This is a genomic window from Actinocorallia sp. API 0066 (assembly GCF_020991275.1).
Taxonomy (GTDB): domain Bacteria; phylum Actinomycetota; class Actinomycetes; order Streptosporangiales; family Streptosporangiaceae; genus Actinocorallia.
The window spans coordinates 454,684-477,479 of sequence record NZ_JAJLQY010000005.1; the positions used below are offsets into that span (position 1 = coordinate 454,684).

19 protein-coding genes, 1 pseudogene and 1 riboswitch are annotated in these 22,796 nt (G+C 71.6%); of the genes and pseudogenes, 12 read left to right on the forward strand and 8 right to left on the reverse strand.

The features are described from left to right. Nucleotides 1-387: 387 nt before the first annotated feature. From LO762_RS15695 to LO762_RS15705, 3 genes and pseudogenes are all read right to left on the reverse strand, one after another. A pseudogene (locus LO762_RS15695) lies at nucleotides 388-1,515 on the reverse strand (TadA family conjugal transfer-associated ATPase); the annotation flags it as partial. A gap of 82 nt (nucleotides 1,516-1,597) precedes the next feature. Further along, nucleotides 1,598-2,581, reverse strand: coding sequence for a septum site-determining protein Ssd (ssd, locus tag LO762_RS15700; protein ID WP_230615737.1), 984 nt, complete (start codon nucleotides 2,579-2,581; stop codon nucleotides 1,598-1,600). Nucleotides 2,582-3,089: 508 nt separating this feature from the next. Next, nucleotides 3,090-3,845: an oxidoreductase gene (locus tag LO762_RS15705; protein WP_230615739.1), complete on the reverse strand. Its 756-nt coding sequence runs from the start codon at nucleotides 3,843-3,845 to the stop codon at nucleotides 3,090-3,092. A gap of 75 nt (nucleotides 3,846-3,920) precedes the next feature. Between LO762_RS15705 and acs the strand changes: the two genes are divergently transcribed. The 4 genes from acs (at nucleotide 3,921) to LO762_RS15725 (ending at nucleotide 7,617) form a co-directional block, all read left to right on the forward strand. Further along, nucleotides 3,921-5,843: an acetate--CoA ligase gene (acs, locus tag LO762_RS15710; protein ID WP_230615741.1), complete on the forward strand. Its 1,923-nt coding sequence runs from the start codon at nucleotides 3,921-3,923 to the stop codon at nucleotides 5,841-5,843. Between the two features lie 97 nt (nucleotides 5,844-5,940). After that, entirely contained in the window at nucleotides 5,941-6,339 is a 399-nt protein-coding gene (locus tag LO762_RS15715) for a phage holin family protein (protein ID WP_230615743.1), read from the forward strand. Continuing rightward, nucleotides 6,329-7,201, forward strand: a complete 873-nt coding sequence (locus LO762_RS15720) for an alpha/beta fold hydrolase (RefSeq protein ID WP_230615745.1) — start codon at nucleotides 6,329-6,331, stop codon at nucleotides 7,199-7,201. Before LO762_RS15715 ends, LO762_RS15720 begins: the two co-directional genes overlap by 11 nt. Next, entirely contained in the window at nucleotides 7,201-7,617 is a 417-nt protein-coding gene (locus LO762_RS15725; RefSeq protein ID WP_230615747.1) for a DUF309 domain-containing protein, read from the forward strand. Before LO762_RS15720 ends, LO762_RS15725 begins: the two co-directional genes overlap by 1 nt. A 70-nt stretch (nucleotides 7,618-7,687) precedes the next feature. Here the strand turns inward: LO762_RS15725 and LO762_RS15730 are convergent, their stop codons facing one another. From LO762_RS15730 to LO762_RS15745, 4 genes are all read right to left on the reverse strand, one after another. Then, nucleotides 7,688-8,899, reverse strand: a complete 1,212-nt coding sequence (locus tag LO762_RS15730; protein ID WP_230615749.1) for a MarP family serine protease — start codon at nucleotides 8,897-8,899, stop codon at nucleotides 7,688-7,690. 85 nt (nucleotides 8,900-8,984) lie between these two features. Next, a complete protein-coding gene (locus LO762_RS15735; protein ID WP_255686141.1) occupies nucleotides 8,985-9,578 on the reverse strand; it encodes a CoA pyrophosphatase in 594 nt (197 codons plus the stop codon). A gap of 200 nt (nucleotides 9,579-9,778) precedes the next feature. Then, nucleotides 9,779-10,519 carry an endonuclease III gene (gene nth / locus LO762_RS15740; RefSeq protein WP_230615753.1) on the reverse strand — a complete coding sequence of 247 codons (741 nt, stop codon included), beginning with the start codon at nucleotides 10,517-10,519 and terminating at the stop codon, nucleotides 9,779-9,781. A gap of 108 nt (nucleotides 10,520-10,627) precedes the next feature. Then, nucleotides 10,628-11,650, reverse strand: a complete 1,023-nt coding sequence (locus tag LO762_RS15745) for an ABC transporter substrate-binding protein (protein ID WP_230615755.1) — start codon at nucleotides 11,648-11,650, stop codon at nucleotides 10,628-10,630. A gap of 157 nt (nucleotides 11,651-11,807) precedes the next feature. On the opposite strand from LO762_RS15745, the gene LO762_RS15750 reads away from it, so the two are divergent. From LO762_RS15750 to LO762_RS15765, 4 genes are read left to right on the forward strand one after another with little or no spacing between them, the layout of a single operon-like run. After that, a complete protein-coding gene (locus LO762_RS15750; RefSeq protein ID WP_230615757.1) occupies nucleotides 11,808-12,845 on the forward strand; it encodes an iron ABC transporter permease in 1,038 nt (345 codons plus the stop codon). Between the two features lie 2 nt (nucleotides 12,846-12,847). Beyond that, complete coding sequence (locus LO762_RS15755) at nucleotides 12,848-13,915, forward strand: iron chelate uptake ABC transporter family permease subunit (protein ID WP_230615759.1); 1,068 nt, start codon at nucleotides 12,848-12,850, stop codon at nucleotides 13,913-13,915. A gap of 5 nt (nucleotides 13,916-13,920) precedes the next feature. Next, nucleotides 13,921-14,769: an ABC transporter ATP-binding protein gene (locus LO762_RS15760; RefSeq protein WP_230615760.1), complete on the forward strand. Its 849-nt coding sequence runs from the start codon at nucleotides 13,921-13,923 to the stop codon at nucleotides 14,767-14,769. Beyond that, nucleotides 14,766-16,019 (forward strand): ArgE/DapE family deacylase, encoded by a 1,254-nt coding sequence (locus LO762_RS15765; RefSeq protein WP_230615761.1) that lies wholly within the window; start codon nucleotides 14,766-14,768, stop codon nucleotides 16,017-16,019. Before LO762_RS15760 ends, LO762_RS15765 begins: the two co-directional genes overlap by 4 nt. A 16-nt stretch (nucleotides 16,020-16,035) precedes the next feature. Here the strand turns inward: LO762_RS15765 and LO762_RS15770 are convergent, their stop codons facing one another. Next, nucleotides 16,036-17,625: an oleate hydratase gene (locus LO762_RS15770; RefSeq protein WP_230615762.1), complete on the reverse strand. Its 1,590-nt coding sequence runs from the start codon at nucleotides 17,623-17,625 to the stop codon at nucleotides 16,036-16,038. Nucleotides 17,626-17,923: 298 nt separating this feature from the next. Beyond that, nucleotides 17,924-18,128, forward strand: a riboswitch (cobalamin riboswitch). A 104-nt stretch (nucleotides 18,129-18,232) separates the two neighbouring features. Between LO762_RS15770 and LO762_RS15775 the strand changes: the two genes are divergently transcribed. The 4 genes from LO762_RS15775 to modA all read left to right on the forward strand — a co-directional run bounded on the left by LO762_RS15775 (nucleotide 18,233) and on the right by modA (nucleotide 22,780). Beyond that, nucleotides 18,233-20,446, forward strand: a complete 2,214-nt coding sequence (locus LO762_RS15775) for a ribonucleoside-diphosphate reductase subunit alpha (protein ID WP_230615764.1) — start codon at nucleotides 18,233-18,235, stop codon at nucleotides 20,444-20,446. Beyond that, nucleotides 20,446-21,444, forward strand: coding sequence for a ribonucleotide-diphosphate reductase subunit beta (locus LO762_RS15780; RefSeq protein WP_230615765.1), 999 nt, complete (start codon nucleotides 20,446-20,448; stop codon nucleotides 21,442-21,444). The genes LO762_RS15775 and LO762_RS15780 overlap by 1 nt, the downstream gene beginning before the upstream one ends. A gap of 162 nt (nucleotides 21,445-21,606) precedes the next feature. Further along, complete coding sequence (locus LO762_RS15785) at nucleotides 21,607-21,993, forward strand: molybdopterin-binding protein (RefSeq protein WP_230615767.1); 387 nt, start codon at nucleotides 21,607-21,609, stop codon at nucleotides 21,991-21,993. Between the two features lie 19 nt (nucleotides 21,994-22,012). Then, nucleotides 22,013-22,780 (forward strand): molybdate ABC transporter substrate-binding protein, encoded by a 768-nt coding sequence (gene modA / locus LO762_RS15790; protein WP_230615769.1) that lies wholly within the window; start codon nucleotides 22,013-22,015, stop codon nucleotides 22,778-22,780. The last annotated feature ends 16 nt before the right edge of the window (nucleotides 22,781-22,796 follow it).

The following is a 22,796-nucleotide window of genomic DNA, read 5'->3' on the forward strand; positions in this document are numbered from 1 at the left end:
CCCACGCCGCACGTCCTCCCGCACACTCTGTGTCCCGACGTCCCGCACCTCTCCGCCGCCCTCACGCCCCGCGTCCCCGCGTCCCGCACGCCCCATGTTCCGAACGCCTTGCGGCTCCGCGTCCCGCACCTCTCCGCCGCCCGCACGCCCCGCGTCCCCGTCTCCCGCACGCCCCATGTCCCGAACGCCTTGCGGCTCCGCGTCCCGCACCTCTCCATCTCCCGCGCGCCCCGCGTTCGGGCGCCACGCACGCTTTGTGCCTTTGTGGCCCCCGTGCTCGGCTCTGCTGGCCGCCTCGTCCGTGCCGCCGTGTCGTTCCGCTCTGGCTCCGATGGAGCCTTCGTGGGGGCCGGGGGGCGGTTGTCCTGGGGTTGTGGTGGTTGGCCAGCCCAGGCGGGCCAGGAGGGGGGTGGCGGCGGGGGTGAAGTGCACGGAGGTGGGGGTGAGGTGGACGGCGGTGTGGGCCTCCACGAGGCCGGAAGGGGAGCGGACGAGGGTGGCGATGCGGCTGACGCGGCGGCGCGCGCCCCGGCGTTCGAGGTGGACGACGACGTCGAGGGCGGCGCCGAGCTGGCTGTGCAGCGCCTCGCGGCTCAGCCCGGCGGCGCAGCCGAGCGCCTCCAGCCGGGCCGGGACGTCCTCCGGCGTGTTCGCGTGCAGGGTGCCGCAGCCGCCTTCGTGCCCCGTGTTCAGCGCGTTCAGCAGATCCAGGACCTCAGGCCCACGGACCTCGCCGACGACGAGCCGGTCCGGCCGCATCCGTAGGGCCTGCCGGACGAGGTCGCGCAGGGTGACGCCGCCCGCCCCCTCGATGTTCGGCGGCCTCGCCTCCAGCCTGACGACGTGCGGATGGTCGGGCCGCAACTCCGCCGAATCCTCCACCAGGAGCAGCCTCTCGCCGGAGGGGACGAGCCCCAGCAGGCAGCTCAGCAGCGTGGTCTTCCCCGTGCCCGTGCCGCCCGTGACGAGGAACGCCATCCGGGACGCGACGAGCGCCGCGAGCAGATCGGCACCGGGAAGGCTCAGGCTGCCCGCCTCGACGAGTTCGGGCAGGGTGAAGGCCCTTCCGCGCGGCGTGCGCAGCGACAGGCACGTGCCGCCGACGGCGACGGGAGCCAGCACCGCGTGCAGCCGGACCCCTCCAGGCAGCCGAGCGTCAACGTAAGGCGCCGCGTCGTCCAGCCTGCGCCCCGCGGCGGCGGCGAGCCGCTGGGCGAGCCTGCGAACGGCGCGCTCGTCGGGGAACCGCACGGTGGTGCGCAGCAGGGAGCCGCGCGCCTCGACCCACACCTCGTCCGGCCGGTTCACCAGCACGTCCGTCACAGCCGGATCCCGCAGCAGCGGTTCCAGTGGGCCCGCACCGACCAGATCGGCCCGCACCTCGCGGGCGAGGTTGAGCACCTCGGTGTCGCCGAGCGCGCTCTCCTCGGCGCGCAGGGCGGCGGCCACCGCGCCCGGTGTCGCCGCGCTGCGGCTCTCGGCGAGCCTTCCGCGTACCGCTTCCGCCCAGTTCACCGGGCCCTCATCGACGTGGACATCGTTTCCCTCCAGTGGTTCGCCGCGCCTTCGAGCGCGTCGTTGACGGGTGGCGGCCCGCTCATGCGGCGAGCGGGCCGTCGAGCAGCCGGGCGCACAGCCGTGCCATGCCGCCCCGGACGGGTGGATCCGCGCGTTCCACGGCGGCGGGCACCCGGCGTTCGAAGTCGTAGTGCCCGGCCAGTGGCAGCGCGAGCGCCTCCGCGACGGCGCGGGGCGCGAGCCCGCCCGGCGCGGGCCCCCGGGTGACCAGCAGCGGCGCGGTGCCGCCCGGCGCCGCCCAACGCGCGGCGAGGACGGCGCGCACCTCGGTGGGCACGAGCAGGAGCGCCTTGTCGGCGGCGGCCTCGACGCCGCGTGGGCAGTCCGCGACGACGAGGTCGTAGGCACGCCGGGCGGCGGCGAGGACCGAGGCGAGCACCTCGGGCGGCACCCTGCCGCGCCTGTCGTGGGCGTGGGACAGGACGGCGACGCCACGGGCCTGTGGAAGCGACTCCCGCAGGGCACGCGGGGAGAGCCTGCCGCGCAGCCCCGCCAGATCGGCCCAGCGGGTGCCCTGCGCCGTCTCCAGGCCGAGCAGCGTGTCCAGGCCGCCGCCGTCGGCGTCGAGGTCGAGGAGGAGGACGCGGGAGCCGCGCCGGGCCGCGGTGCGCGCGAGCGTGGCGCTGAGCACCGACGCGCCCGCGCCGCCGCGCGCGCCCGTGACGGTGACGAGGGCGCCGAACGCCCCGGGCAGGCACACTCGGGCCATCCGCTCGGTCAGCCACGCCTCGTCGTCGGGCAGGACGGCGACGCGTTCGGCGCCGAGCAGCAGGGCCCGTTCGTACACCGGGACGGTGCGGGACCGCGTCAGCACCACCAGGCCGGGACGCCGTTCGACCGTCGCCGGTAAGTCCAGGCCGACGAGCACGAGCGCGGCCCGGCGCAGGGCCGAGCGGGCCTCCGCCGCGTTGCGGGCGACGGCGATCTCGACGGACGCGGCGGCCGCGAGGCGGCGGGCGTCGTCGACGAGTGCGGGATCCGCGGAGAGCACAAGCGCGTTCATGGGGACCACACTCGCCGATCCGCGCGATTTCTGCTGAGCGGCCTGTGGATAAGTGCGACGACCCCCGCCGGGGGGGAGAGCGGGGGTCGTCGCGATGGTCCGGCTCCGGGGGGGTGGAGCCGGGCCCATCTTCCGGGAGAAGTCGGGCATGCCGCAGCGGAGTGGCCGCCGCCGTGTCATCAGATAGCTCATATGCTGCCTGATCACGGACGGATCCGTCGAGGATCGGCCCTGATAACCATCGGCATTTTTTCGGTCACCCGACGTGGATCACCCAGGGTGATCGAATTCGCCCGACCGAAGATCAGGGCGCGGCGCGGACGAACGGTCCGGCACGGTGCTCCGGTACCCACGCCCGACCAGCCACGACCGGCGCCGCCGCGACCCGGGCACACCCGTTCCGGCGTTGACGAATCGCACGCCTGGTAGCCGAGAGTGACGTGCAAAACGGGCGGCGTCATCCGGCCGAAGCCGGGGTGACACCGCCCGCCACACGTCCAGGGGGCCGTCAGCCCCGCTCGATCGCCTCGCACAGCGTCTGGGAGTCGCGCGCGCCGAACGCGACGGCCTCGGCGCAGTGCCTGATCCAGGCCGCGACGCCCTCGGCGGAGCCGGTCAGGTACCCCTCGAACGTCTCGCGGTACTCCTTCTCGAACTCCAGGTGGCCGACGTCGGGGGCGACGAGCGCCTTCGGGTCCAGGCCCCGGTCGATGAGCGTCAGCCGGGACGCGGCGCGCGCGACGAGGCCGTCCGCCTCGCCGAACGGCCGCAGCGCGAGCAGTTCGCCGTGGACGATCGCGGCGACCACGATGGCGGGGGCCGTCGACCTGGCCGTAAGCAGGTCGCTCAGTATGTCGAGGCGGGCCGCGACCTCGGCCGGGGTGGGCGTGCCCTCGTCCCGGGGCCGTCCGAGCCGCTCGGCGGGCACCGCGTCGCGCGCGGCGAGCACGTGCAGGCGGGCGAGGACCTGGCGGGGCGCGGTCTTCCAGGTGGCGCCGAGCGGCCCCATCTCGCCGGAGATCCGCAGCGCCCCCTGGACGAGCGGGTGCGTGGCCTTGCCTGAGCGCACCTCCTCCAGGTGCGCCGGAGCGCCCTCCAGCGCGGCCGACGCCCTGGCGCCGCGCAGCAGCGACTCGGTAGAGACCTCCGTGCTCTTGCGCCGGAGCACACGGTGCCCGCGGAGCCTGTCGACGGCCTTGCGCGCCGTGTCACAGGCGTCCTGTACGCCGGGCAGGAGTGAGACTTGAAGAAGAGCGTCGTCCACGCGCCCGAGGGTACACAGCCGGGTGACGTGTCCTGCGTCACGTACCATTTCGGTACCCGGCACAGAGGAGTACCCGTGACCCAGGAAGCGCTGTCGAACCTGCTCCGCGAGCACCGCAGGTTCCCGCCGCCCGCCGAGCTCGCGGCGCACGCGAACGTCGGGGAGTCCGCCTACGCGGAGGCCGCCGAGGACAGGCTCGGCTTCTGGGCCACGCGGGCGGAGCGGCTTACGTGGGCGAAGCCCTGGACTCAGGTGCTCGACTGGAGCAATCCGCCCTTCGCGAAGTGGTTCGTGGGCGGTGAGCTGAACGTCGCCTACAACTGCGTGGACCGCCATGTGGAGGCCGGTCTGGGAGACAGGGTCGCCTTCTACTGGGAGGGCGAGCCCGGCGACACCAGGACGATCACCTACGCCGACCTCAAGGACGAGGTCTGCAAGGCCGCGAACGCGCTGGCCGAGCTCGGCGTGGGCAAGGGCGACAGGGTCGCGATCTACCTGCCGATGATCCCCGAGGCGGCGGTGGCGATGCTCGCCTGCGCCCGCGTGGGCGCCACCCACTCCGTCGTCTTCGGCGGCTTCTCGGCCGACGCCCTCCGCGCCCGCATCGAGGACGCGCAGGCCAAGCTCGTCATCACCGCGGACGGCGGCTACCGCAGGGGCGTCCCGAGCGCGCTCAAGCCGACCGTGGACAAGGCGCTGACGGACACCGTCGAGCACGTCCTCGTGGTCCGCCGCACCGGCCAGGACGTCGAGTGGGGCGGCCGCGACGTGTGGTGGCACGACCTGGTGGACCGGCAGTCCGCCGAGCACGTCGCGCGGCCCCTTGACGCCGAGCACCCTCTGTTCATCCTGTACACCTCCGGCACGACGGGTAAGCCGAAGGGCATCCTGCACACCACCGGTGGCTACCTGACGCAGGCGTCCTTCACCCACTGGGAGGTGTTCGACCTCAAGGCCGACACCGACGTCTACTGGTGCACCGCCGACATCGGGTGGGTGACGGGCCATTCCTACCTCGTCTACGGGCCGCTCTCCAACGCCGCGACCTCGGTCATGTACGAGGGCACGCCGGACACCCCGCACCGGGGCCGCTGGTGGGAGCTCGTCGAGAAGTACCGCGTGAGCGTCCTGTACACGGCGCCCACCGCGATCCGCACGTTCATGAAGTGGGGCGACGCGATCCCCGCGGAGTTCGACATGACGAGCCTGCGCGTGCTCGGCTCCGTCGGCGAGCCCATCAACCCCGAGGCTTACGTCTGGTACCGGGAGCGGATCGGCGGTGGCAGGGCGCCGGTGGTGGACACCTGGTGGCAGACCGAGACGGGCGCGATGATGATCAGTCCGCTGCCCGGCGTCACCGAGGGCAAGCCCGGCGCCGCGATGCGCCCGCTGCCCGGCGTCAGCGCGGACGTCGTGGACGAGGAGGCCAACCCCGTCGCGGACGGCTCGGGCGGGTTCCTCGTGCTCACCGAGCCGTGGCCGTCGATGGCCCGGACGATCTGGGGCGACCCGGACAGGTTCGTCAAGACCTACTGGTCGCGCTGGGACGGCCTGTACTTCGCGGGCGACGGCGCGAAGAAGGACGAGGACGGCGACCTGTGGATGCTCGGCCGCGTCGACGACGTCATGCTCGTCTCCGGCCACAACATCTCGACCACCGAGGTGGAGAGCGCGCTGGTAGGGCATCCCAGGGTGGCCGAGGCCGCGGTGGTGGGCGCGACCGACCCGGTGACGGGCCAGGCCATCGCCGCGTTCGTCATCGCCAGGGGCGAGGGCGACGTGGACGTCGAGGAGCTGCGCGCGCACGTCGCGGCGACGCTCGGGCCGATCGCCAAGCCCAAACGGATCCTGGTCGTGCCGGAGCTGCCCAAGACCCGCTCGGGCAAGATCGTCCGCCGGATCCTCCAGGACATCGCCGAGGGCCGCGAGATAGGCGACGCCACCACCCTCGCCGACACGACGGTCATGGACTCCATCAAAAAGGCGCTCGGCCTCTGACGCGACCGTCGAGTGTCGGACCTCCCGGATACGATCGGTCAAAGATCGGCGGCGCCACCCGCCACACGCTTCACACCGGCATCAGTAGGGGGTCCCCATGGCTCGATCGAACGTCGAGGAGCAGAGTCTCGGCGAGCTCGTCGCCGCTGCCACCGGCAACGTCCAGAAGCTCGTCAGGTCCGAGCTCGAGCTCGCCAAGATCGAGCTGAAGGAGGACGCCAAGAAGGCGGCGATCGGCGCCGTCCTGTTCGCGGTGGCCGCGCTGATGGCCGGGATGATCGTCATCCTGCTGTCCATCGCGCTCGCCTACGCGCTGGTCGGGCTCGGCGTGTGGCACTGGGCCGCCTTCACCCTCGTCGCCGCGCTGTACCTGCTGCTGGCGGCGGTGCTGATCCTCATCGGCTGGCGGCGCATCAAGAAGATCGACGGTGCGCGCCGCACCCGCGAGACCCTGCAGGACGGCGTGAAGATGCTCAAGCGCTCCCGTGAACATTGAACTGCCGGGTCCCTGGACGCACCGGGACGTGAGCGCGGGCGGCACCCGCTTCCACGTCGCGGAGCAGGGCGAGGGGCCGCTCGTGCTCCTCCTGCACGGCTTCCCCGAGTTCTGGTGGAGCTGGCACCACCAGATGGGCGCGCTGGCCGCCGCCGGGTACCGCGCGGCCGCCGTCGACCTGCGCGGCTACGGCGGCAGCGACAAGCCGCCGCGCGGCTACGACCTCGTCACCCTCGCGGGCGACGCGGCGGGCCTGGTGCGGGCGTTGGGCGAGGCGGGCGCCGTCGTCGTCGGGCACGACTGGGGCGGGCTGCTGGCCTGGACGATGGCCGTCTACCACCCGAAGGTCGTGCAGCGGCTCGTCGCGGTCTCCGCGCCGCACCCGCTGCGGGTCCGGCGTGCCGTCCGCACGCCCTGGATGGCGCAGGCGCTGGTCAACCAGCTTCCGGTGTGGCCGGAGCGGCGGCTCACCGAGTTCAACGCGGTGCGCGCGGCACGGCTGCTGGAGCGCTGGTCGTCGCCGGGCTGGCCGGACGCCGTCACCGAGCGGCAGGTGCGCGCGGCGGTGCGGATCCCCGGCGTGGCGCACTGCGCGCTGGAGTACCACCGGTGGTTCCTGCGTTCGGTGCTGCGCCCTGACGGGCTGCGTTACGCGCATCGGATGGCGGCTCCCGTCCACGCGCCCACCTTGCATCTGCACGGGGCGAAGGACCCTGCGTTGCCCGTCTCCGTCGCGCAGGGGTCGGGAAGGTACGTCGACGCGCCCTACACGTGGAAGGCCGTCGAGAACGCGGGGCACTTCCCGCACGAGGAGCGGCCCGAGGCGTTCAACGCGGAGCTGCTCGCCTGGCTCGGCCGCTGATGCGCGACCGCGACCCCGGCGGGCGGCCGCGCAACGCCCGTCCCCGCGACGCCTACGGGCGGCCGCTGCCGCACGGCGCCGAGGGCGTCCCGACGACGCCGGACGACCTGTCACTGGACGCGGAGGAGACCGTCGCCGAGGCGCGCCGCCTCCTGGCCGCCGACAGGCCCTTCCACGCGCACGAGGTCCTGGAGGCCCGGTGGAAGTCCTGCCCGGCCCCCGAGCGGCCCCTGTGGCGCGCCCTGGCCCAGCTGGCGGTCGGCCTCACCCATCTGCGCCGAGGCAACCCCAGGGGCGCCGAGGCGCTCTTCACCCGCGCCACCCGCGACCTGGCCGCCTACGACGGCCCGTCTTACGGCCTCGACCTACCGGCCATCCTCCAGGCCGTCGAGACCGAGCAGGACCTCCGCCTCTGACGCTCCCGGATGCCTCGTCCACTATCGCCGTGCTAACAGCCGGGCGTAAGGACGCGCGGGACGGCCCCGGTCAGTCGGCGCAGGCGCGGGTGTCGGCGGGGCGGGTGGCGGTGGTGCCCACGGCGACGTCAGGGGCGACCTCGTCGGCGGTGAGCGCGTAGCCGGTGTCCTGGTCGGACATCGCGGCAGCGAAGATGACGCCGAACACGTCGCCGTCCTGGGTGAGCAGCGGGCCGCCCGAGTTGCCCGGTTCGACGGTGCCGCGCAGCGAGTAGATCTCGCGGGTCACCTGGGTGCTGCGGTAGATGTCGGGCCCCTTGGCCTTCTGCCGCGAGCTGATCTTGGCGGCGCGCACCGTGTACGGCCGGTTCTTGGGGAAGCCCGCGACGACGGCCGCGTCGCCGCGCTGCGCGTCGGTGTCCCACTTCAGGGGCTTGGCGCGCAGGCCCGGCACGTGGACGACGGCGATGTCGCGCTGCGAGTCGTAGAGCACCACGTGCCCGTCGTACTCGCGCTGGCCGACCTGGACCGACAGCGCCCCCTGGGTGCCCGCCACGACGTGCGCGTTGGTCATGAGCCGCTCGGGCGCGAAGACGAACCCGGTGCCTTCGATGCGGCGCTGGCGCGGCTCGGTCGCGCAGTTCGGCGCGGTCCCGACGATCTTGGCGATGCTGCGTCGCGCGTTGCGCAGCGCGGGCGAGGATTCGACCGACTTGTCCGGCGGTCCGACGTCCACCAGCGGCTCCCCGCCGAGGCCGTTGAAGACCTTGGGGAAGTCGGTGCCTCCGACGAACCTGTCGAACGACTTGGCCCAGCGGTCGGCGGCGACCGGCATGGCGCGGTCCACACCTTTGAGCACCGCGGAGTTGTGCACCTGCTTGGACAGCGCCCGGATGGGCGACTGATCCAGCAGCACCACCCCGATGAACCAGGCGACGAGCATGAGCGACAGCACGCTGACGACGGCCCCGCCCGCGGCGTCCACCGCGCGCGCGCTGTCACCGGTGACCCGGTTGCGCAGCACGGCGCCCGCCGAGGACGCGATGAGCTGGCCGAACGTGGCGGCGAGGAACGCGATGACGATCGCCAGCAGCGCCTGCTGCGCCTCGCCCTCGACCACCCAGGTGACGAGCGGCGGCGCGATGAGCACACCGAGGACGCCGCCGCCCACAAAGCCGACGAAGCTGAGCAGACCGACGATGAAGCCCTGCCGGTAGCCCGAGACCGCGAACAGCACGAGGAGCACGATCAGGATCACGTCGAGAAGGTGGTCGCCCAGCACCGCTTCAAAGTACCGGGAGATCCGCCTTTTGAGAGTCCCCTGACGGGACGAGATGGTGACCGGGCGTGTCACCGTACAGGGTGATTCATCCCCGTGCGGCGAGGCTGATCACCTCTGGGGGCAGATCCTCCACGCGGCTCTGGTCCCACGGCACGGCCCAGCCTCCCGCGTCCAGGACCGTGGTGAGCAGGCCCGCGGTGAACCCCCACACAAGCATGTCCCGCACCTTGAACGCCGGGCCTACAAAGCCTCCGGGCGCGCGCAAGGCGACCCGGTTGTCCGGATCGACGAGCTCGGCGATCGGCACACGTGTGACGGAGGCGACCTCCCCCGGATGGCCGGGAGCGATCGCACAAGGGGTGTGCCACCAAGCGGCGACAGGGGTGACCCGGAAATCACTGCGCGACAAGTAGAGCTCCGGAAGCGCGCTGAGGACGGTGACGCCGGACGGGTCCACTCCCGTCTCCTCTTCCGCCTCGCGTAGGGCGGCCCCCACAGGCCCGTCGTCCTCGGGGTCGAGCGAGCCGCCGGGGAAGGCGGGCTGCCCCGCGTGCTTCTTCAGCGTGGCCGCGCGCTCCAGCAGCAGCACGTCCGGCCCGTCGACGCCCTCACCGAACAGGATGAGGACGGCCGCGGGACGCGCGTTCGGCGCGGGCCGCAGGAACGGGGGCACCGTCATCCTGGGCGCCCGCTCGCGGAAGAGATCGAGCCATGAGGGGATCACGTTCGGCCCAACGCCCTCCGGAACGAGAATATTCACCTGGAACCTGCTTTCTCGGCCCCCGCGCCGCCGCCGGTCGGCCGTTGCCTGTGCGCCCCGCCACCCTCCGCGAGCCTACCCGCCGGTACCGTCCGCGTGGCCGGACGGTACCGGCGCCGTCAGGCGAAGGAACGGTCGCGGATCAGCTTGCGCGCGACTTCGGGATCGGTAGGCCCGGTGCCGTAGGACGGGCAGTCGTCGGCGAGCGGGCAGGCCCCGCAGGCGGGCCGCCGCGCGTGACACCGCCGCCGCCCGTGCCAGATCAGCCGGTGCGACAGGATCGTCCAGTCCTTCTTCGGGAACAGCTCGGCGACGGCGGCCTCGACCTTCACCGGGTCCTCCTCCGCCGTCCACCCGAACCGCCGCACCACCCGCCCGAAATGCGTGTCCACCGTCAAACCGGGCACCCCGAACGCGTCGCCGAGGACGACGTTGGCGGTTTTGCGGCCGACGCCGGGGAGGGTCACGAGGTCGTCGAGGCGGCCGGGAACCTTGCCGTCGAAGCGGTCGCGGATCGCTGCGGACAGGCCCATGATCGACTTGGTCTTGGCGCGGAAGAAGCCGGTCGGCTTGATGATCGTCTCGACGTCGTCGGGGCTGGCGGCGGCCAGGTCGTCGGGGGTCGGGTACTTGGCGAACAGGGCGGGCGTCGTCAGGTTGACCCGCGAGTCCGTCGTCTGCGCCGACAGCACCGTCGCGACGAGAAGCTGGAACGGATCCCGAAAATTCAGCTCACAGTGCGCGTCGGGATACGTCTGCGCCAGCGTCCGGTTCATCCTTCTTGCCCGCCGCACCAGACCCAGCCGCGTCTCGTCCCTGAACCGCTTCTCCCTCTGCCGCGAACTCCCCTGCGTCGCCATCCCCCCAGCGTAGAACCTCCGCGATCACCCCCGAGCCCCTTTACGCCCACCCCGTGACGCCGAGGTCCCCCGGCTTCGTCCGAGGGCGGGGGACCTGGGCGGTGAAGGTTACTTCTTGATGAGGGGGACGACCTGGTCGATGGCGTAGGGGATCGACAGGACGGTGTTGAACGAGAGGGCGGCGCCGATGGGTGGGTCTTGGTAGGTGAGGAAGAGGTCGCGGCCTTCCTTGGCGACCTTCAGCTCCTTGTAGACGGCGTCGTTCTTGATGCGTCCGTGGGGTTCGGTGCCGGTGGTGAGCCAGACGAGCCGGTCGACCTCCAGGATGTTCAACCCTTCGGATCCGAATTCGGCGACGTTGGACTGGCCTGCCTTCTTCGTGATCTCTTCGGGGATCTGGAAGCCGAGGTCGGCCAGGAACGCGGACTTGGGGTCGCCCTTCTGGAACGCGGAGTACTGGCCCGCCTTGAAGGAGTCAGCGGCTACCGCGGTGAGGGTGCCCCATTGGGGGTTGTCCTTGCGGACTTGGGCGAACCGGTCGGCGATGTTCTGGATGAGGTCCTTGGCCTTCTGCTCCACGCCCAGGGCTTTGCCGGCCAGCAGGGTGTAGTCCTGCCACGGGGCGGCGTAGGGGTCGTGGTCCTTGGGTTGGGCGATGACGGGGGCGATCTGGGAGAGCTGGTCGTAGTTGTCCTTCTGGATGCCGGAGTACATCGCGAAGATCAGGTCCGGCTTCAACGCGACGAGCTTCTCGACCTTGACGCCGTCTTCGCGCAGGCCGAGGATCTCCGGTTCGGTGCCGCCCCAGGCGTCCTTGGCCCAGGGCCAGTCGGTGAAGGGTTTGCGTTCGAACCAGTCGGTGACCCCGACGGGCTTGTACCCCAGTGCCAGGACCGGCTCGTGGTCCGACAGCCCGATCGTCACGATCCGCTCCGGCGCCTTGTCCACCGTCGTCGAACCATGCAGGTGCTCCACCGTCACGGGGAAGGAGGGGGCGACGGCCGCGGGCTCCGACGGCGCGGCGGACTTCTCGGGGGACTCGGAGCCGCCGCAGCCCGCGACGGTCAGGGCCACCGTGACGGCGGCGAAGGCCGTCAGCAGACGGCGGAGGGTTCTGGAGGGGTCCGACATCATTTCCTCTTCGGGGGGGTTAGGTCGGCTTACGCTGCCGACCACCTGAGCGAGGGTGATATTAAGGTAAGCCTTACCTATCATCAATGCCCCGCCCCGTGTCCCCGACGAATCACCCGTGCGAAAGTCCCCACCTGGACAGCCAGAACGGACTCCTGTGACCAAAACCCCCACCACAGTCGCGCCGACGAGACCCGCCAGAGCACTTCTCCTCGTCGGCTGCGCGGGAGTCCTCGCCGTTCTGTGCCTGCTGTCGCTCGCCATCGGCGCGCGCGCGATCCCCCTCGACGAGGTGCTCCGCGCGCTGACCGACCCGACGCGTCCCGGCCTCGACCCCGAGGTGCGCGCCATCGTCCGCGACACCAGGACGATCCGGACGCTCGTCGCCGTTGTGGTCGGCGCGGCGCTCGGCCTGGCCGGGGCCGTCATGCAGGGACTGACCCGCAACCCGCTCGCCGACCCCGGACTGCTCGGGGTGAGCGCGGGCGCGGCGTTCGGCGTCGTCGGGGCGGCCGCGCTGCTCGGCGTCACCGCGCTGCTCGCCACCGTCTGGTTCGCGTTCGCCGGAGCGGCGCTCGCCGCTGTCGTCGTCTATCTGCTCGGCAGTAGGGGACGCGGCGGGGCGTCGCCGGTGAAGCTCGCCCTGGCGGGTGTCGCTATCACGTACTTCCTTGACTCGCTCACCAGCGGCATCGCCCTGACCGACCCCGAGGCGCTCGACCGCTACCGCTACTGGTCCTCCGGTTCGCTTTCGGGGCACACCTTCGGGACCGTTCTGACGGTCCTGCCCTTCCTCGTGGGAGGCGCGCTGCTCGCCTTGAGCCTCGGCCCTTCGCTCAACAACCTCTCCCTGGGCGAGGACGTCGCCGCGTCCCTCGGCCGCAACCTCAATCTCATCCGCCTACGTGCCGCGCTCTCCGTCACCCTGCTGACGGGCGCGGCCGTCGCGGTCACCGGGCCAATCATCTTCATCGGCCTCGTGGTGCCGCACGTCGTCCGGACGGTCACCGGGCCCGACCACCGCTGGCTCCTCCCGGGGTCGATGCTCGCCGCGCCCTGCGCCGTCCTGCTCGCCGACATCGTCGGACGGGTCGTGGTACGGCCACAGGAGCTGGATGTCAGCCTCATCGCCGCGTTCCTCGGAGCGCCCGTCTTCATCGCGATGATCCGCCGCCGACGCCTCGCGGAGGTGTAGCCATGGTCGTCCTCCACCGCTCACCCGGCCGTTTTGCCTTCCGCGTCAAGCCGATCGGCCTGTCCGGCGTCCTGCGGCCCCGCCTCGTCGTCGTCTGGCTGGCGCTCGCCTGCGTGACGTTCCTCGTCTTCTGCCTCACGATCGGGCTGGGCAGCGGCGACTACGACATCACCGTCGACCGCGTGATCCCCGCGCTGTGGGGCTCCGGGGAGTTCGCCGACGTGTTCATCGTCAAGGAGCTGCGGCTGCCGCGCGCGATGGTGGCGCTGTTCGTCGGGGCGGCCTTCGGCGTCTCGGGCGCGGTCTTCCAGGCGCTCACCCGCAACCCGCTGGCCAGCCCCGACATGCTCGGCATCACGCAGGGCGCCGGGACGGCCGTGGCGGTCGGGATCGTGCTGGGCATCGGGTCCGGGCTCGGCACGCAGGGGCTCGGCCTTGTCGGGGCGCTGGCCGCCGCGTTCGCCATCTACCTGCTCGCGTGGAACCGTGGCACGACGGGTTACCGCATCGTGCTCGTAGGCATCGGCGTCAGTTGGATGTGCGTGAGCGCCACGACGTACCTCGTCAGCCGTACCGGGACCGTCCAGGCACAGCTCATCCTTGGCTGGCTCGTCGGCAACCTCAACCAGCGCGGCTGGCAGCAGGCGGTGCCGCTCGCGGTCGCGCTCGCCGCGCTGCTGCCGCTCGTGCTGCTTCTGGGCCGCCACCAGCGGGTGCTGGGGCTGGGCGACGAGGTCGCGGCCGGGCTCGGCACCTCGGTCCAGCGGGTGCGGCTCGCGCTGCTCGTCGCGGCCGCCGCGCTCGCCGCGTTCGCGACGGCGGCGGCGGGCCCGATCCTGTTCGTGGCGCTCGCCGCGCCCCAGATCACCCGGCGGCTGGCCCGCACGCCCGCGCCGCCCGTCACCGCGTCCGCGCTGACCGGCGCGACGCTCGTACTCGTCAGCGATCTCATCAGCCAGCGGATCATGGAGGATTCGGTCATGCCGGTCGGTGTGGTCACCGGGGTGCTCGGCGCCCCGTTCCTCCTGTGGCAGCTCGCTCGCGCCAACAAGGCAGGATCCGGAGGATGAAGCCCGTGAAGGTGTCCGATACGCCGCTCGCCACCGGCCCCGGCCTACGGGCCGAGGGGGTGCACCTCGCTTACGAGGACAGGGTCGTTGTCGAAGGGCTCGACTTCGCTGTCCCGTCCGGGGAGATCACCGTCATCATCGGCGCCAACGCCTGCGGCAAGTCCACGCTCCTGCGCGCGTTGGCACGGCTGCTGACGCCGCGCGCGGGTGCCGTCACCCTGGACGGCAAGGCCATCCACACGATGCCCACGCGGCAGGTGGCGCAGCGGCTCGGCATCCTGCCCCAGTCGCCCGTGGCGCCCGAGGGCCTGTCGGTGGCCGACCTCGTGCGGCAGGGCAGGTCGCCGCACCAGACGTGGTGGCGGCAGTGGTCGGCGACCGACCAGGACGCCGTCACGGACGCGCTGCGCGCCACCGACATGCTGGAGCACGCCGACCGGGCGCTGGACGAGCTGTCGGGCGGGCAGCGGCAGCGGGCGTGGATCGCGATGGCCGTCGCCCAGGGCACGCCCATCCTGCTGCTGGACGAGCCCACGACGTTCCTCGACCTCGCGCACCAGATCGACGTGCTCGACCTCGTCGTCGACCTGAACCGCGGCGAGGGCAGAACCGTTGTCATGGTGCTGCACGACCTCAACCAGGCGTGCCGCTATGCCGACCGGCTTGTTGTGATGAAGGCGGGGCGGATCGTGGCCGAGGGCCCGCCTGCGCGCATCATCGACGAGGACCTGGTGGACGACGTCTTCGGGATGCGGTGCCGGGTCACCTCCGATCCTGTGAGCGGAACCCCTCTGGTCATCCCGATCGGCCGCCACTACGCCGACGCCGTGCGCGAGGAGGCGGCCGAGCGATGACCGATGTTGTTGCTTCGCTCGCCTCCGAGGCGGACGCCATGACCGACCTGCTTGCGGAGCTCGTCAGGGTGCCCAGCGTGGGCGGCGCACCCGGTGAGGTCGATATCCAGAGCCTCCTCGCGGACTGGCTGCGCGCCGAAGGCTTCGAGGTGGACCACTGGGAGCTGCCCATGGCCGCGTTGACGGCCTCCGCAGGGTTCCCCGGCATGGAGGTGCCGCGTGAACGGGCGTGGGGGCTCGTCGCCCGGCTTCCGGGCACCGGAGGCGGCCGCTCCCTCATGTTCAACGGGCACGTGGACGTCGTCCCTCCCGGCGACCTCGCGGCGTGGACGGCCGACCCGTTCAGTGGGCACGTGGAGGACGGGAGGCTGTACGGGCGCGGCTCGTGCGACATGAAGGGCGGGCTGGTGTCCCAGCTCTTCGCCTTGCGCGCGCTCCGGCAGGTCCGCCTACGCGGTGACGTCCTCCTCGCGTGCGTCGTCGGCGAGGAGGACGGCGGCGTGGGCAGCTACGGGCTGCTGGAGCGGGGCTGGCGCGCCGACGCGTGCGTCATCGCCGAGCCGACCGGCCTCGACGCGGTCCCGGCCAACGCGGGGGCGCTCACGTTCCGGCTGCGCGTCCCCGGCCGGGCGGCGCACGCCTCGCGGCGGGACCGGGGCGTCAGCGCCGTCGAGAAGCTCTGGCCGGTGTTCGGGGCGCTGCGGGAGCTGGAGTCGCGCCGCAACGCCGACGTCGACCCGCTCATGCGCCGCTGGGCGCTGCCGTACGCGATCGAGGTCGGCACCGTGCACGCGGGCGACTGGTCGTCCTCGGTGCCCGGCGAACTCGTCGCCGAGGGCAGGATCGGCGTGAGCCTGGACGAGACCCCTGAGGCCGCCAGAGCGGCGCTGGAGGAGGCGGTGGCGGCCGCCTGCGCCGCCGACCCCTGGCTCCGCGAGAACCCCGTGGACGTCGAGTTCTGGGGCGGCCAGTTCGCGCCCGGCCTGCTGCCCCGGGAGGACGGCGGGCTGCTCGGCCGACTCTCCGACGCGCACTCTTCCGTCACCGGAAGCAAGCCCGCCTCCTGGGGAGCGCCCTTCGGCAGCGACCTAAGGCTGTTGACGGGCCTGGGCGGCATCCCCACCGTGCAGTACGGCCCGGGAGACATCGACCTCGCTCACGGCCCCGACGAGTACGTCCCCCTGTCCGAGGTCGTCACCGCCGCGCAGACGTTGACCGCGTTGGCGCTCGCGCACTGCGAACCCGCCTAGTTACCGCCGCCGGACGTCATCCCAGGGCGGTGCGCAGAGCGGAGAAGGCCACCTTCGGGTCGGTGAGGCCGTGGTACATCGGCGGGATCGGCTTCGTCACCCCGTAGTGGTGGTAGACGGCGATCATGGCGGTGCGCACCGAGTACTCGACGGTGAAGACGACGTCCTCAGGGACCTCCACGAACTGGCCGAGGAACGCGTAGTTCTGCGCGCCCTTCGGGACGACGTAAGGACGGTCGCCGGGGGCCCTGCACTGGAACTGGGCGTCGATGTAGGGCATCTGGACCGTCGTGACCTGCGTGGTGGCGCGGACCTCGTCAGCGATGTCGGTGAAGCCGAGGTGGCCCAGCAGCTCGTCCAGGATCTCCGCGCCGGTGCAGTCGTCCATCGGTTTGCGCACGTGGTCGCCGGGGCGGGTGCCGAACAGGCCGTAGCCCCACAGCGTGTACGTGCCCGGCTCCTGGTTCCGGAAGTGCGGCTGCGCCGGGACCACGATGGACAGCAGCCAGGAGGAGTCCTTCCACGTCATGAGGGCGCCCGCCCCCGGCACGTTGCCCGTGTAGGCGGTGATCCGCTCCAGGAGGGCCGGGCTGTGCAGGGTGAGGGTGAAGGACTCCCACTTGGTCTCGTCCACCGAGCCGCTGAACGCCAGCGGCCGTCCGAAGTCCGGAGCCTTGTCTGCGAGCCGCTCCCACAGCCGCCAGGAGCCGTCCCGCTTGTCGCGGATGATCTCAGGGACGGTGGTGCGGTCGCCGTAGGTGGTGTCGGCCGTCATCGAGCCGAGTGTGAGGAACACCTTGTCGGCCGCGCCCAGCTCGATCCGCTCTTGGACGCCGTCCTTGACGACGTCCAGGGCGGTCATGCGGCGGCAGGCCGCGTCGGCGAAGTGCGCGTCGGTGACGGTGACGCCGTACTCGGTGCGCACGCCCTTGCCCTCCAGCCACCGGAGGATCGGCAGGATGACCGAGTCGTACTGGTTGTACCTGCTGCGCCGGACGCCCGAGAGCGTGTGGATACGGTCGAACTCCTGCACGAACGCGAGGAAGTAGCGGCGCAGCTCCACCGCCGAGTGCCAGTTCTGGAACGCGAACGTGGTCCGCCACATGCACCAGAAGTTGCTTTCGAAGAACGACGGCTGGAAGAACTCGTCGATCCTGCGGGAGCCGATGAGGCGTTCGGGCATCGCGAGCAGCCGCGTCAGGTCGGCCCGCGCGCGGGTGTCGAAGCCCAGGTCGGCGGCGTCGGCGATGGAGCGGTCGGCGAGGATGATCCGGGCCCTGGCGCGGGTCGGGTGCTCGATGTTGAACGCGAGGAACTCCTGGCGCACCGAGATCACCGGGTCGTCGAGCGTGGGGATGCTCTCCAGGAGGTTCCACAGGCAGACGTAGTGCTCCTCCTCGAACATCCGGCCGCCGCGCGTCACGTAGCCGCCCTCGGCCGTCGGCGCCTTCGCCCCGTCCATCGAGCCGCCGACGACGGGGAGCTGCTCCAGGATCGTGACGCGCTCGCCCGGCACGGCCGCGTCCCGGACGAGGAACGCGGCGGCGGCGAGCGCCCCGACGCCCCCGCCGACCAGAAACACCCTGCCGTCCGCGCGCTGTTCCATGCCGTCCCCCGATCCTGACGATCCTGACGTTTAAGAGCTTGGGTGCCCGCGGATGGGTGACACCATCGCCCCTGTTTTCCTCCGAAACCCCTTCTTTTCCGTCAAGTCGCGTCGTCCGAACGCGGTATGCCGGAACACTCCGACCGCGGGATGTGGACCGCGGCGACGGCGCTTAACGTCGGCGGTGATGGACGGCGCGACGAGCGCGCCGACCCCACACCCATACGGAGGGGGCCGGATGTGGGGAGGGCTACAGAACTCAAGATGTTGCGGTGGTGTTGAGGATGGAGGGCTAGATGTAGAGTTCTGGTGCGCTGGTCCGCTTCCGGGAGGGAGCGGGGAAAGAGGGAACCCGGTGGGAATCCGGGACTGCCCCGCAGCGGTGAAGGGGAACGGAAGCCGTCAGAAGCACTGGGCCTTTTATGGGTCTGGGAAGCGACGGCCGGTAGGCGAGAGCACGGCGCCCCTGAGTCCGAAGACCTGCCTGCGCTTGGAGTTCGTCCAACGGCCGCGAGGGACGGCGGAGGACGTGTGCGCGGGGCCGCGCTTCGAGCCCGCGTGCCGTCGTGCCGCGGTGCCCTCCGGCGCATGCTGCGAGGGAGAGCAGATGACGGTGACCGTGGTGTCGCAGGGGGACGTGGGCACGGGGGCCGAGGAGCGGGAGCGGGCCATCAGGGAGGCGGCGGCGCGGGTCGCGGCCGACCCGGGGCAGTCGCGGGTGGCGGCGGGCCTGCTCGCCGAGCTCATCGCCGACGAGGTGGCCGGTGAAGGCGTCACGACGTTCTCGGAGTCGGTGGCGCTCGCGTTCGCGGAAGGGCTGCTGAACAAGACGACGGCGGCGTTCGTCAGGGCGCACGCGGCGGAGCTCGACGGGCTCGTCGAGCACGCGGCCGACGGCAGGATGGAGTACTTCGGGCTCCGCACCGTCTACGACAGGTACCTCCTGCGCCATCCCGTCACCCGGAAGGTGATCGAGCGGCCGCAGTACTTCTTCCTGCGGGTGGCGTGCGGCCTGTCCGACACCGTCGCGGAGGCGGCCGGGCTGTACGGGCTGATGTCGCGCCTGGAGTACCTGCCGTCGTCGCCGACGCTGTTCAACTCGGGCGCGGCGCGCGCGCAGCTGTCGTCGTGCTTCCTGCTGGACTCGCCGCGCGACGAGCTGGAGTCCATCTACGAGCGGTACGGGCAGGTCGCGCGGCTGTCGAAGTACGCGGGCGGCATCGGCATCTCGTGGTCGCGGATCAGGTCGCGGGGGTCGCTGATCCGGGGCACGAACGGCCACTCGAACGGGATCGTGCCGTGGCTGCGCACGCTGGACTCGTCCGTCGCGGCGGTGAACCAGGGCGGGCGGCGCAAGGGCGCGGCGTGCGTGTACCTGGAGCCGTGGCACGCCGACGTCGAGGAGTTCCTCGAGCTGCGCGACAACACGGGTGAGGAGGCGCGCCGCACGCACAACCTGAACCTGGCGAACTGGATCCCCGACGAGTTCATGCGGCGGGTCGAGGCCGACGCTGACTGGTCGCTGTTCGACCCGAAGGAGGTGCCGGAGCTCGTCGACCTGTGGGGTGACGAGTTCGACGCCGCCTACCGGGCCGCCGAACAGGCCGGGCGTTATGTCCGGCAGATCCCGGCGCGCCGCCTGTACGGCCGGATGATGCGGACGCTCGCGCAGACCGGCAACGGCTGGATGACGTTCAAGGACGCCGCGAACCGCGCCTGCAACCAGACGGCCGAGCCGGGCAACGTGGTGCACCTGTCGAACCTGTGCACGGAGATCCTCGAGGTCACCTCCGACGGCGAGACGGCCGTCTGCAACCTGGGCTCGGTGAACCTGGCGCGGCACGTCGGCCCCGACGGGTTCGACTTCGCGCGGCTCCGCGCGACGGTCCGCACCGCGGTCCGCTTCCTGGACCGGACGATCGACCGCGGTTTCTACCCGACGCCCGAGGCGGAGCGGGCGAACCTCAAGTGGCGTCCGGTGGGCCTCGGCGTGATGGGCCTCGCCGACGTGTTCTTCACGCTCCGGCTCCCGTTCGACTCGCCTGAGGCGCTCGCGCTGTCCACGGCCATCGCGGAGGAGATCGCGCTCGCCGCCTACGGGACGTCGGCTGCGCTGGCGGCCGAGCTGGGCGCGCACCCGGCCTACGGCAGCACCCGGGCCGCCCGTGGCGTCCTGCACCCGGACCACTTCCCGGGCGCCGCGACGCGTCCGGAATGGGCGGACCTGCGGGCGAAGGTCGCCGCGACGGGCCTGCGCAACTCGCTGCTCGTCGCGATCGCCCCGACGGCGACGATCGCGTCCATCGCGGGCTGCTACGAGTGCGTCGAGCCGCAGGTCAGCAACGTGTTCAAGCGCGAGACGCTGTCGGGCGAGTTCCTCCAGGTGAACCGCTACCTGGTCCGCGACCTGGCCGAGCGCGGCCTGTGGATCCCCGAGGTCCGCGACGCCATCAAGCGGGCGGACGGCTCGATCCAGGACCTGCCCGTCCTGGACGACGACATGAAGCGCCTCTACCGGACGGCCTGGGAGCTCCCGCAGCGCGCGCTGATCGATCTGGCGGCGGCCCGGACGCCGTTCGTCGACCAGGCCCAGTCGCTCAACCTGTTCATGGCGACACCCACGATCGGCAAGTTGTCGTCGATGTACTCCTATGCCTGGAAGTCCGGGCTGAAGACCACCTACTACCTGCGGTCCCGTCCGGCGACGCGGATCGCGCAGGCGACCGTCCCGGCCCAGGCGACCCCGACGACGCTCCCGGTGGACGCCGAGGCAGTGGCCTGCTCCCTGGAGAACCCCGAGATCTGCGAGGCGTGCCAGTAATGACCCTGCTCGACCCCGGCATGGACCTGACCCTGCGGCCCATGCGCTACCCCGACTTCTACGAGCGGTACCGGGCGGCGATCCGCAACACGTGGACCGTCGAGGAGGTGGACCTCGCCTCCGACCTCGCGGACCTGGCGAAGCTGACGCCGGAGGAGCTGCACCTGGTGAAGCGGCTCGTCGCGTTCTTCGCGACGGGTGACTCGATCGTGGCCAACAACCTCGTCCTGAACCTGTACAAGCACGTCAACAGCCCTGAGGCGCGTCTCTATCTGTCGCGGCAACTGTTCGAGGAGGCCGTGCACGTCCAGTTCTACCTGACGCTGCTGGACACCTACCTGCAGGAGGACGAGGAGCGCGTCCAAGCGTTCGCGGCGATCGAGCACATCCCGTCGATCCGGGCGAAGGGCGAGTTCTGCTTCAGGTGGATCGACTCGATCTCGCGCCTCGACGAGCTGCGGACGCGGGAGGACAGGCGCGGCTTCCTGCTGAACCTGATCTGCTTCGCCGCGTGCATCGAGGGCCTGTTCTTCTACGGCGCCTTCGCTTACGTGTACTGGCTGCGTTCGCGGGGGCTGCTCAACGGCCTTGCGTCCGGGACGAACTGGGTGTTCCGTGACGAGTCCCTGCACATGGAGTTCGCGTTCTCGGTCGTGGACACGGTGCGCGCCGAGGAGCCCGACCTGTTCGACGACAAGCTCGCCGCGCAGGTCACCGAGATGCTGGAGGAGGCGGTGGCGGCCGAGCTGGCGTTCGCGCACGACCTGTGCGGCGACGGCCTGCCCGGGATGTCGGCCGCGGACATGCGCGCCTACCTGGAGTTCGTCGCGGACCGGCGGCTGGCCCGGCTGGGCATGCCGCAGCGGTACGGGACGGCGAACCCGTTCGCGTTCATGGAGCTCCAGGACGTCCAGGAGCTGTCGAACTTCTTTGAACGGAGGGTGTCGGCTTACCAGGTCGCGGTCGAAGGATCGGTCTCCTTCGACGAGGATTTCTAGATCCTCGTGGTGCGGGTCCCGGCTCACGAGCCGTGTTCGTCGGGGCCCAGGGGTCGGGACCCGCACCTGCCTCGCTGATGCGAATGTAAGAAGGTTGTCACTCCAGCAAATGCGAGGTGTGAGAGGTTCTATCCCTTGTATGTGCATAGGTAGGGTGATGATGTGACGACGTTCCGGATCAGCGAGGCCGCCGAACTGCTCGGCGTCAGCCCGGACACCGTCCGGCGGTGGGTCGACGGAGGCAGGCTCGCCGCCGAGCGCGACGACAACGGGCACCGGCTCGTGACCGGCGCCGCGCTCGCCGTGTTCGCCCGCGCCCAGGTGGGCGAGGGCGGCGGGGAGGGCAGGTCGTCGGCCCGCAACCGGTTCCGCGGCATCGTGACGGAGGTCCGCAGGGACTCCGTCATGGCGCAGGTGGAGCTGGCGGCGGGGCCGTTCCGGGTCGTCTCGCTGATGAGCAGGCAGGCCGCCGACGAGCTGGGGTTGGAGCCCGGGGTCGTCGCGGTCGCCGTCATCAAGTCCACGAACGTCGTCGTGGAGCTGCCGTGACGCATCGAAGGAGACCCCCATGTTCAAGCGCGCCCTCACCCTGGCGCTGCCCGCGCTGCTCGCCCTGACGACCGCCGCCTGCGGCGGTTCGAGCGGCGACGGCGCGGCGAAGGAGACGACGCTGACGGTGTTCGCCGCCGCCTCCCTCACCGAGACGTTCACCGAGCTCGGCAAGTCCTTCGAGGCGGCGAACGACGGCGTCACCGTGAAGTTCAACTTCGGGTCGAGCGCGACCCTCGCCCAGCAGATCACCCAGGGCGCGCCCGCCGACGTGTTCGCCGCGGCGAGCCCCGCGACGATGCAGACCGTGGCGGACGCGGCGCTGGCCGAGGCGCCGACGACGTTCGTGAGCAACAAGCTGGAGATCGCGGTGCCCGCGGGCAACCCGGCGAAGGTCGACGACTTCGCCGACCTCGCGAACAAGGGCGTCAAGGTGGCGCTGTGCGCCGAGCAGGTGCCGTGCGGCGCGGCCGCGAAGAAGGCCATCGAGGCGGCCGGGCTGAAGATCACGCCGGTCACCCTGGAGCAGGACGTCAAGGCGACGCTCACGAAGGTCACCCTGGGCGAGGTGGACGCGGCGCTCGTCTACCGCACCGACGTCATCGCGGCGGGCGACAAGGTCGAGGGCATCGAGTTCCCCGAGGCTGAGAAGGCGATCAACGACTACCCGGTGGCGGTCCTGAAGAACGCTCCGGCCAAGGACCTCGCCCAGCTGTTCGTCACCCTCGTCCTCTCCCAGCAGGCCAAGGACCTCTTCACCAAGGCGGGCTTCACCACCACCCCGTAACCCCGGGGCCGCCCGT

Coding starts and splice junctions, on each gene's coding strand:
- ssd (WP_230615737.1), bottom strand. CDS start 2,581: ATGAACGCGCTTGTGCTCTCCGCGGATCCCGCACTCGTCGACGACGCC.
- LO762_RS15715 (WP_230615743.1), top strand. CDS start 5,941: ATGGCTCGATCGAACGTCGAGGAGCAGAGTCTCGGCGAGCTCGTCGCC.
- LO762_RS15725 (WP_230615747.1), top strand. CDS start 7,201: ATGCGCGACCGCGACCCCGGCGGGCGGCCGCGCAACGCCCGTCCCCGC.
- LO762_RS15735 (WP_255686141.1), bottom strand. CDS start 9,578: ATGACGGTGCCCCCGTTCCTGCGGCCCGCGCCGAACGCGCGTCCCGCG.
- nth (WP_230615753.1), bottom strand. CDS start 10,519: ATGGCGACGCAGGGGAGTTCGCGGCAGAGGGAGAAGCGGTTCAGGGAC.
- LO762_RS15745 (WP_230615755.1), bottom strand. CDS start 11,650: ATGTCGGACCCCTCCAGAACCCTCCGCCGTCTGCTGACGGCCTTCGCC.
- LO762_RS15755 (WP_230615759.1), top strand. CDS start 12,848: ATGGTCGTCCTCCACCGCTCACCCGGCCGTTTTGCCTTCCGCGTCAAG.
- LO762_RS15765 (WP_230615761.1), top strand. CDS start 14,766: ATGACCGATGTTGTTGCTTCGCTCGCCTCCGAGGCGGACGCCATGACC.
- LO762_RS15770 (WP_230615762.1), bottom strand. CDS start 17,625: ATGGAACAGCGCGCGGACGGCAGGGTGTTTCTGGTCGGCGGGGGCGTC.
- LO762_RS15775 (WP_230615764.1), top strand. CDS start 18,233: ATGACGGTGACCGTGGTGTCGCAGGGGGACGTGGGCACGGGGGCCGAG.
- LO762_RS15780 (WP_230615765.1), top strand. CDS start 20,446: ATGACCCTGCTCGACCCCGGCATGGACCTGACCCTGCGGCCCATGCGC.
- modA (WP_230615769.1), top strand. CDS start 22,013: ATGTTCAAGCGCGCCCTCACCCTGGCGCTGCCCGCGCTGCTCGCCCTG.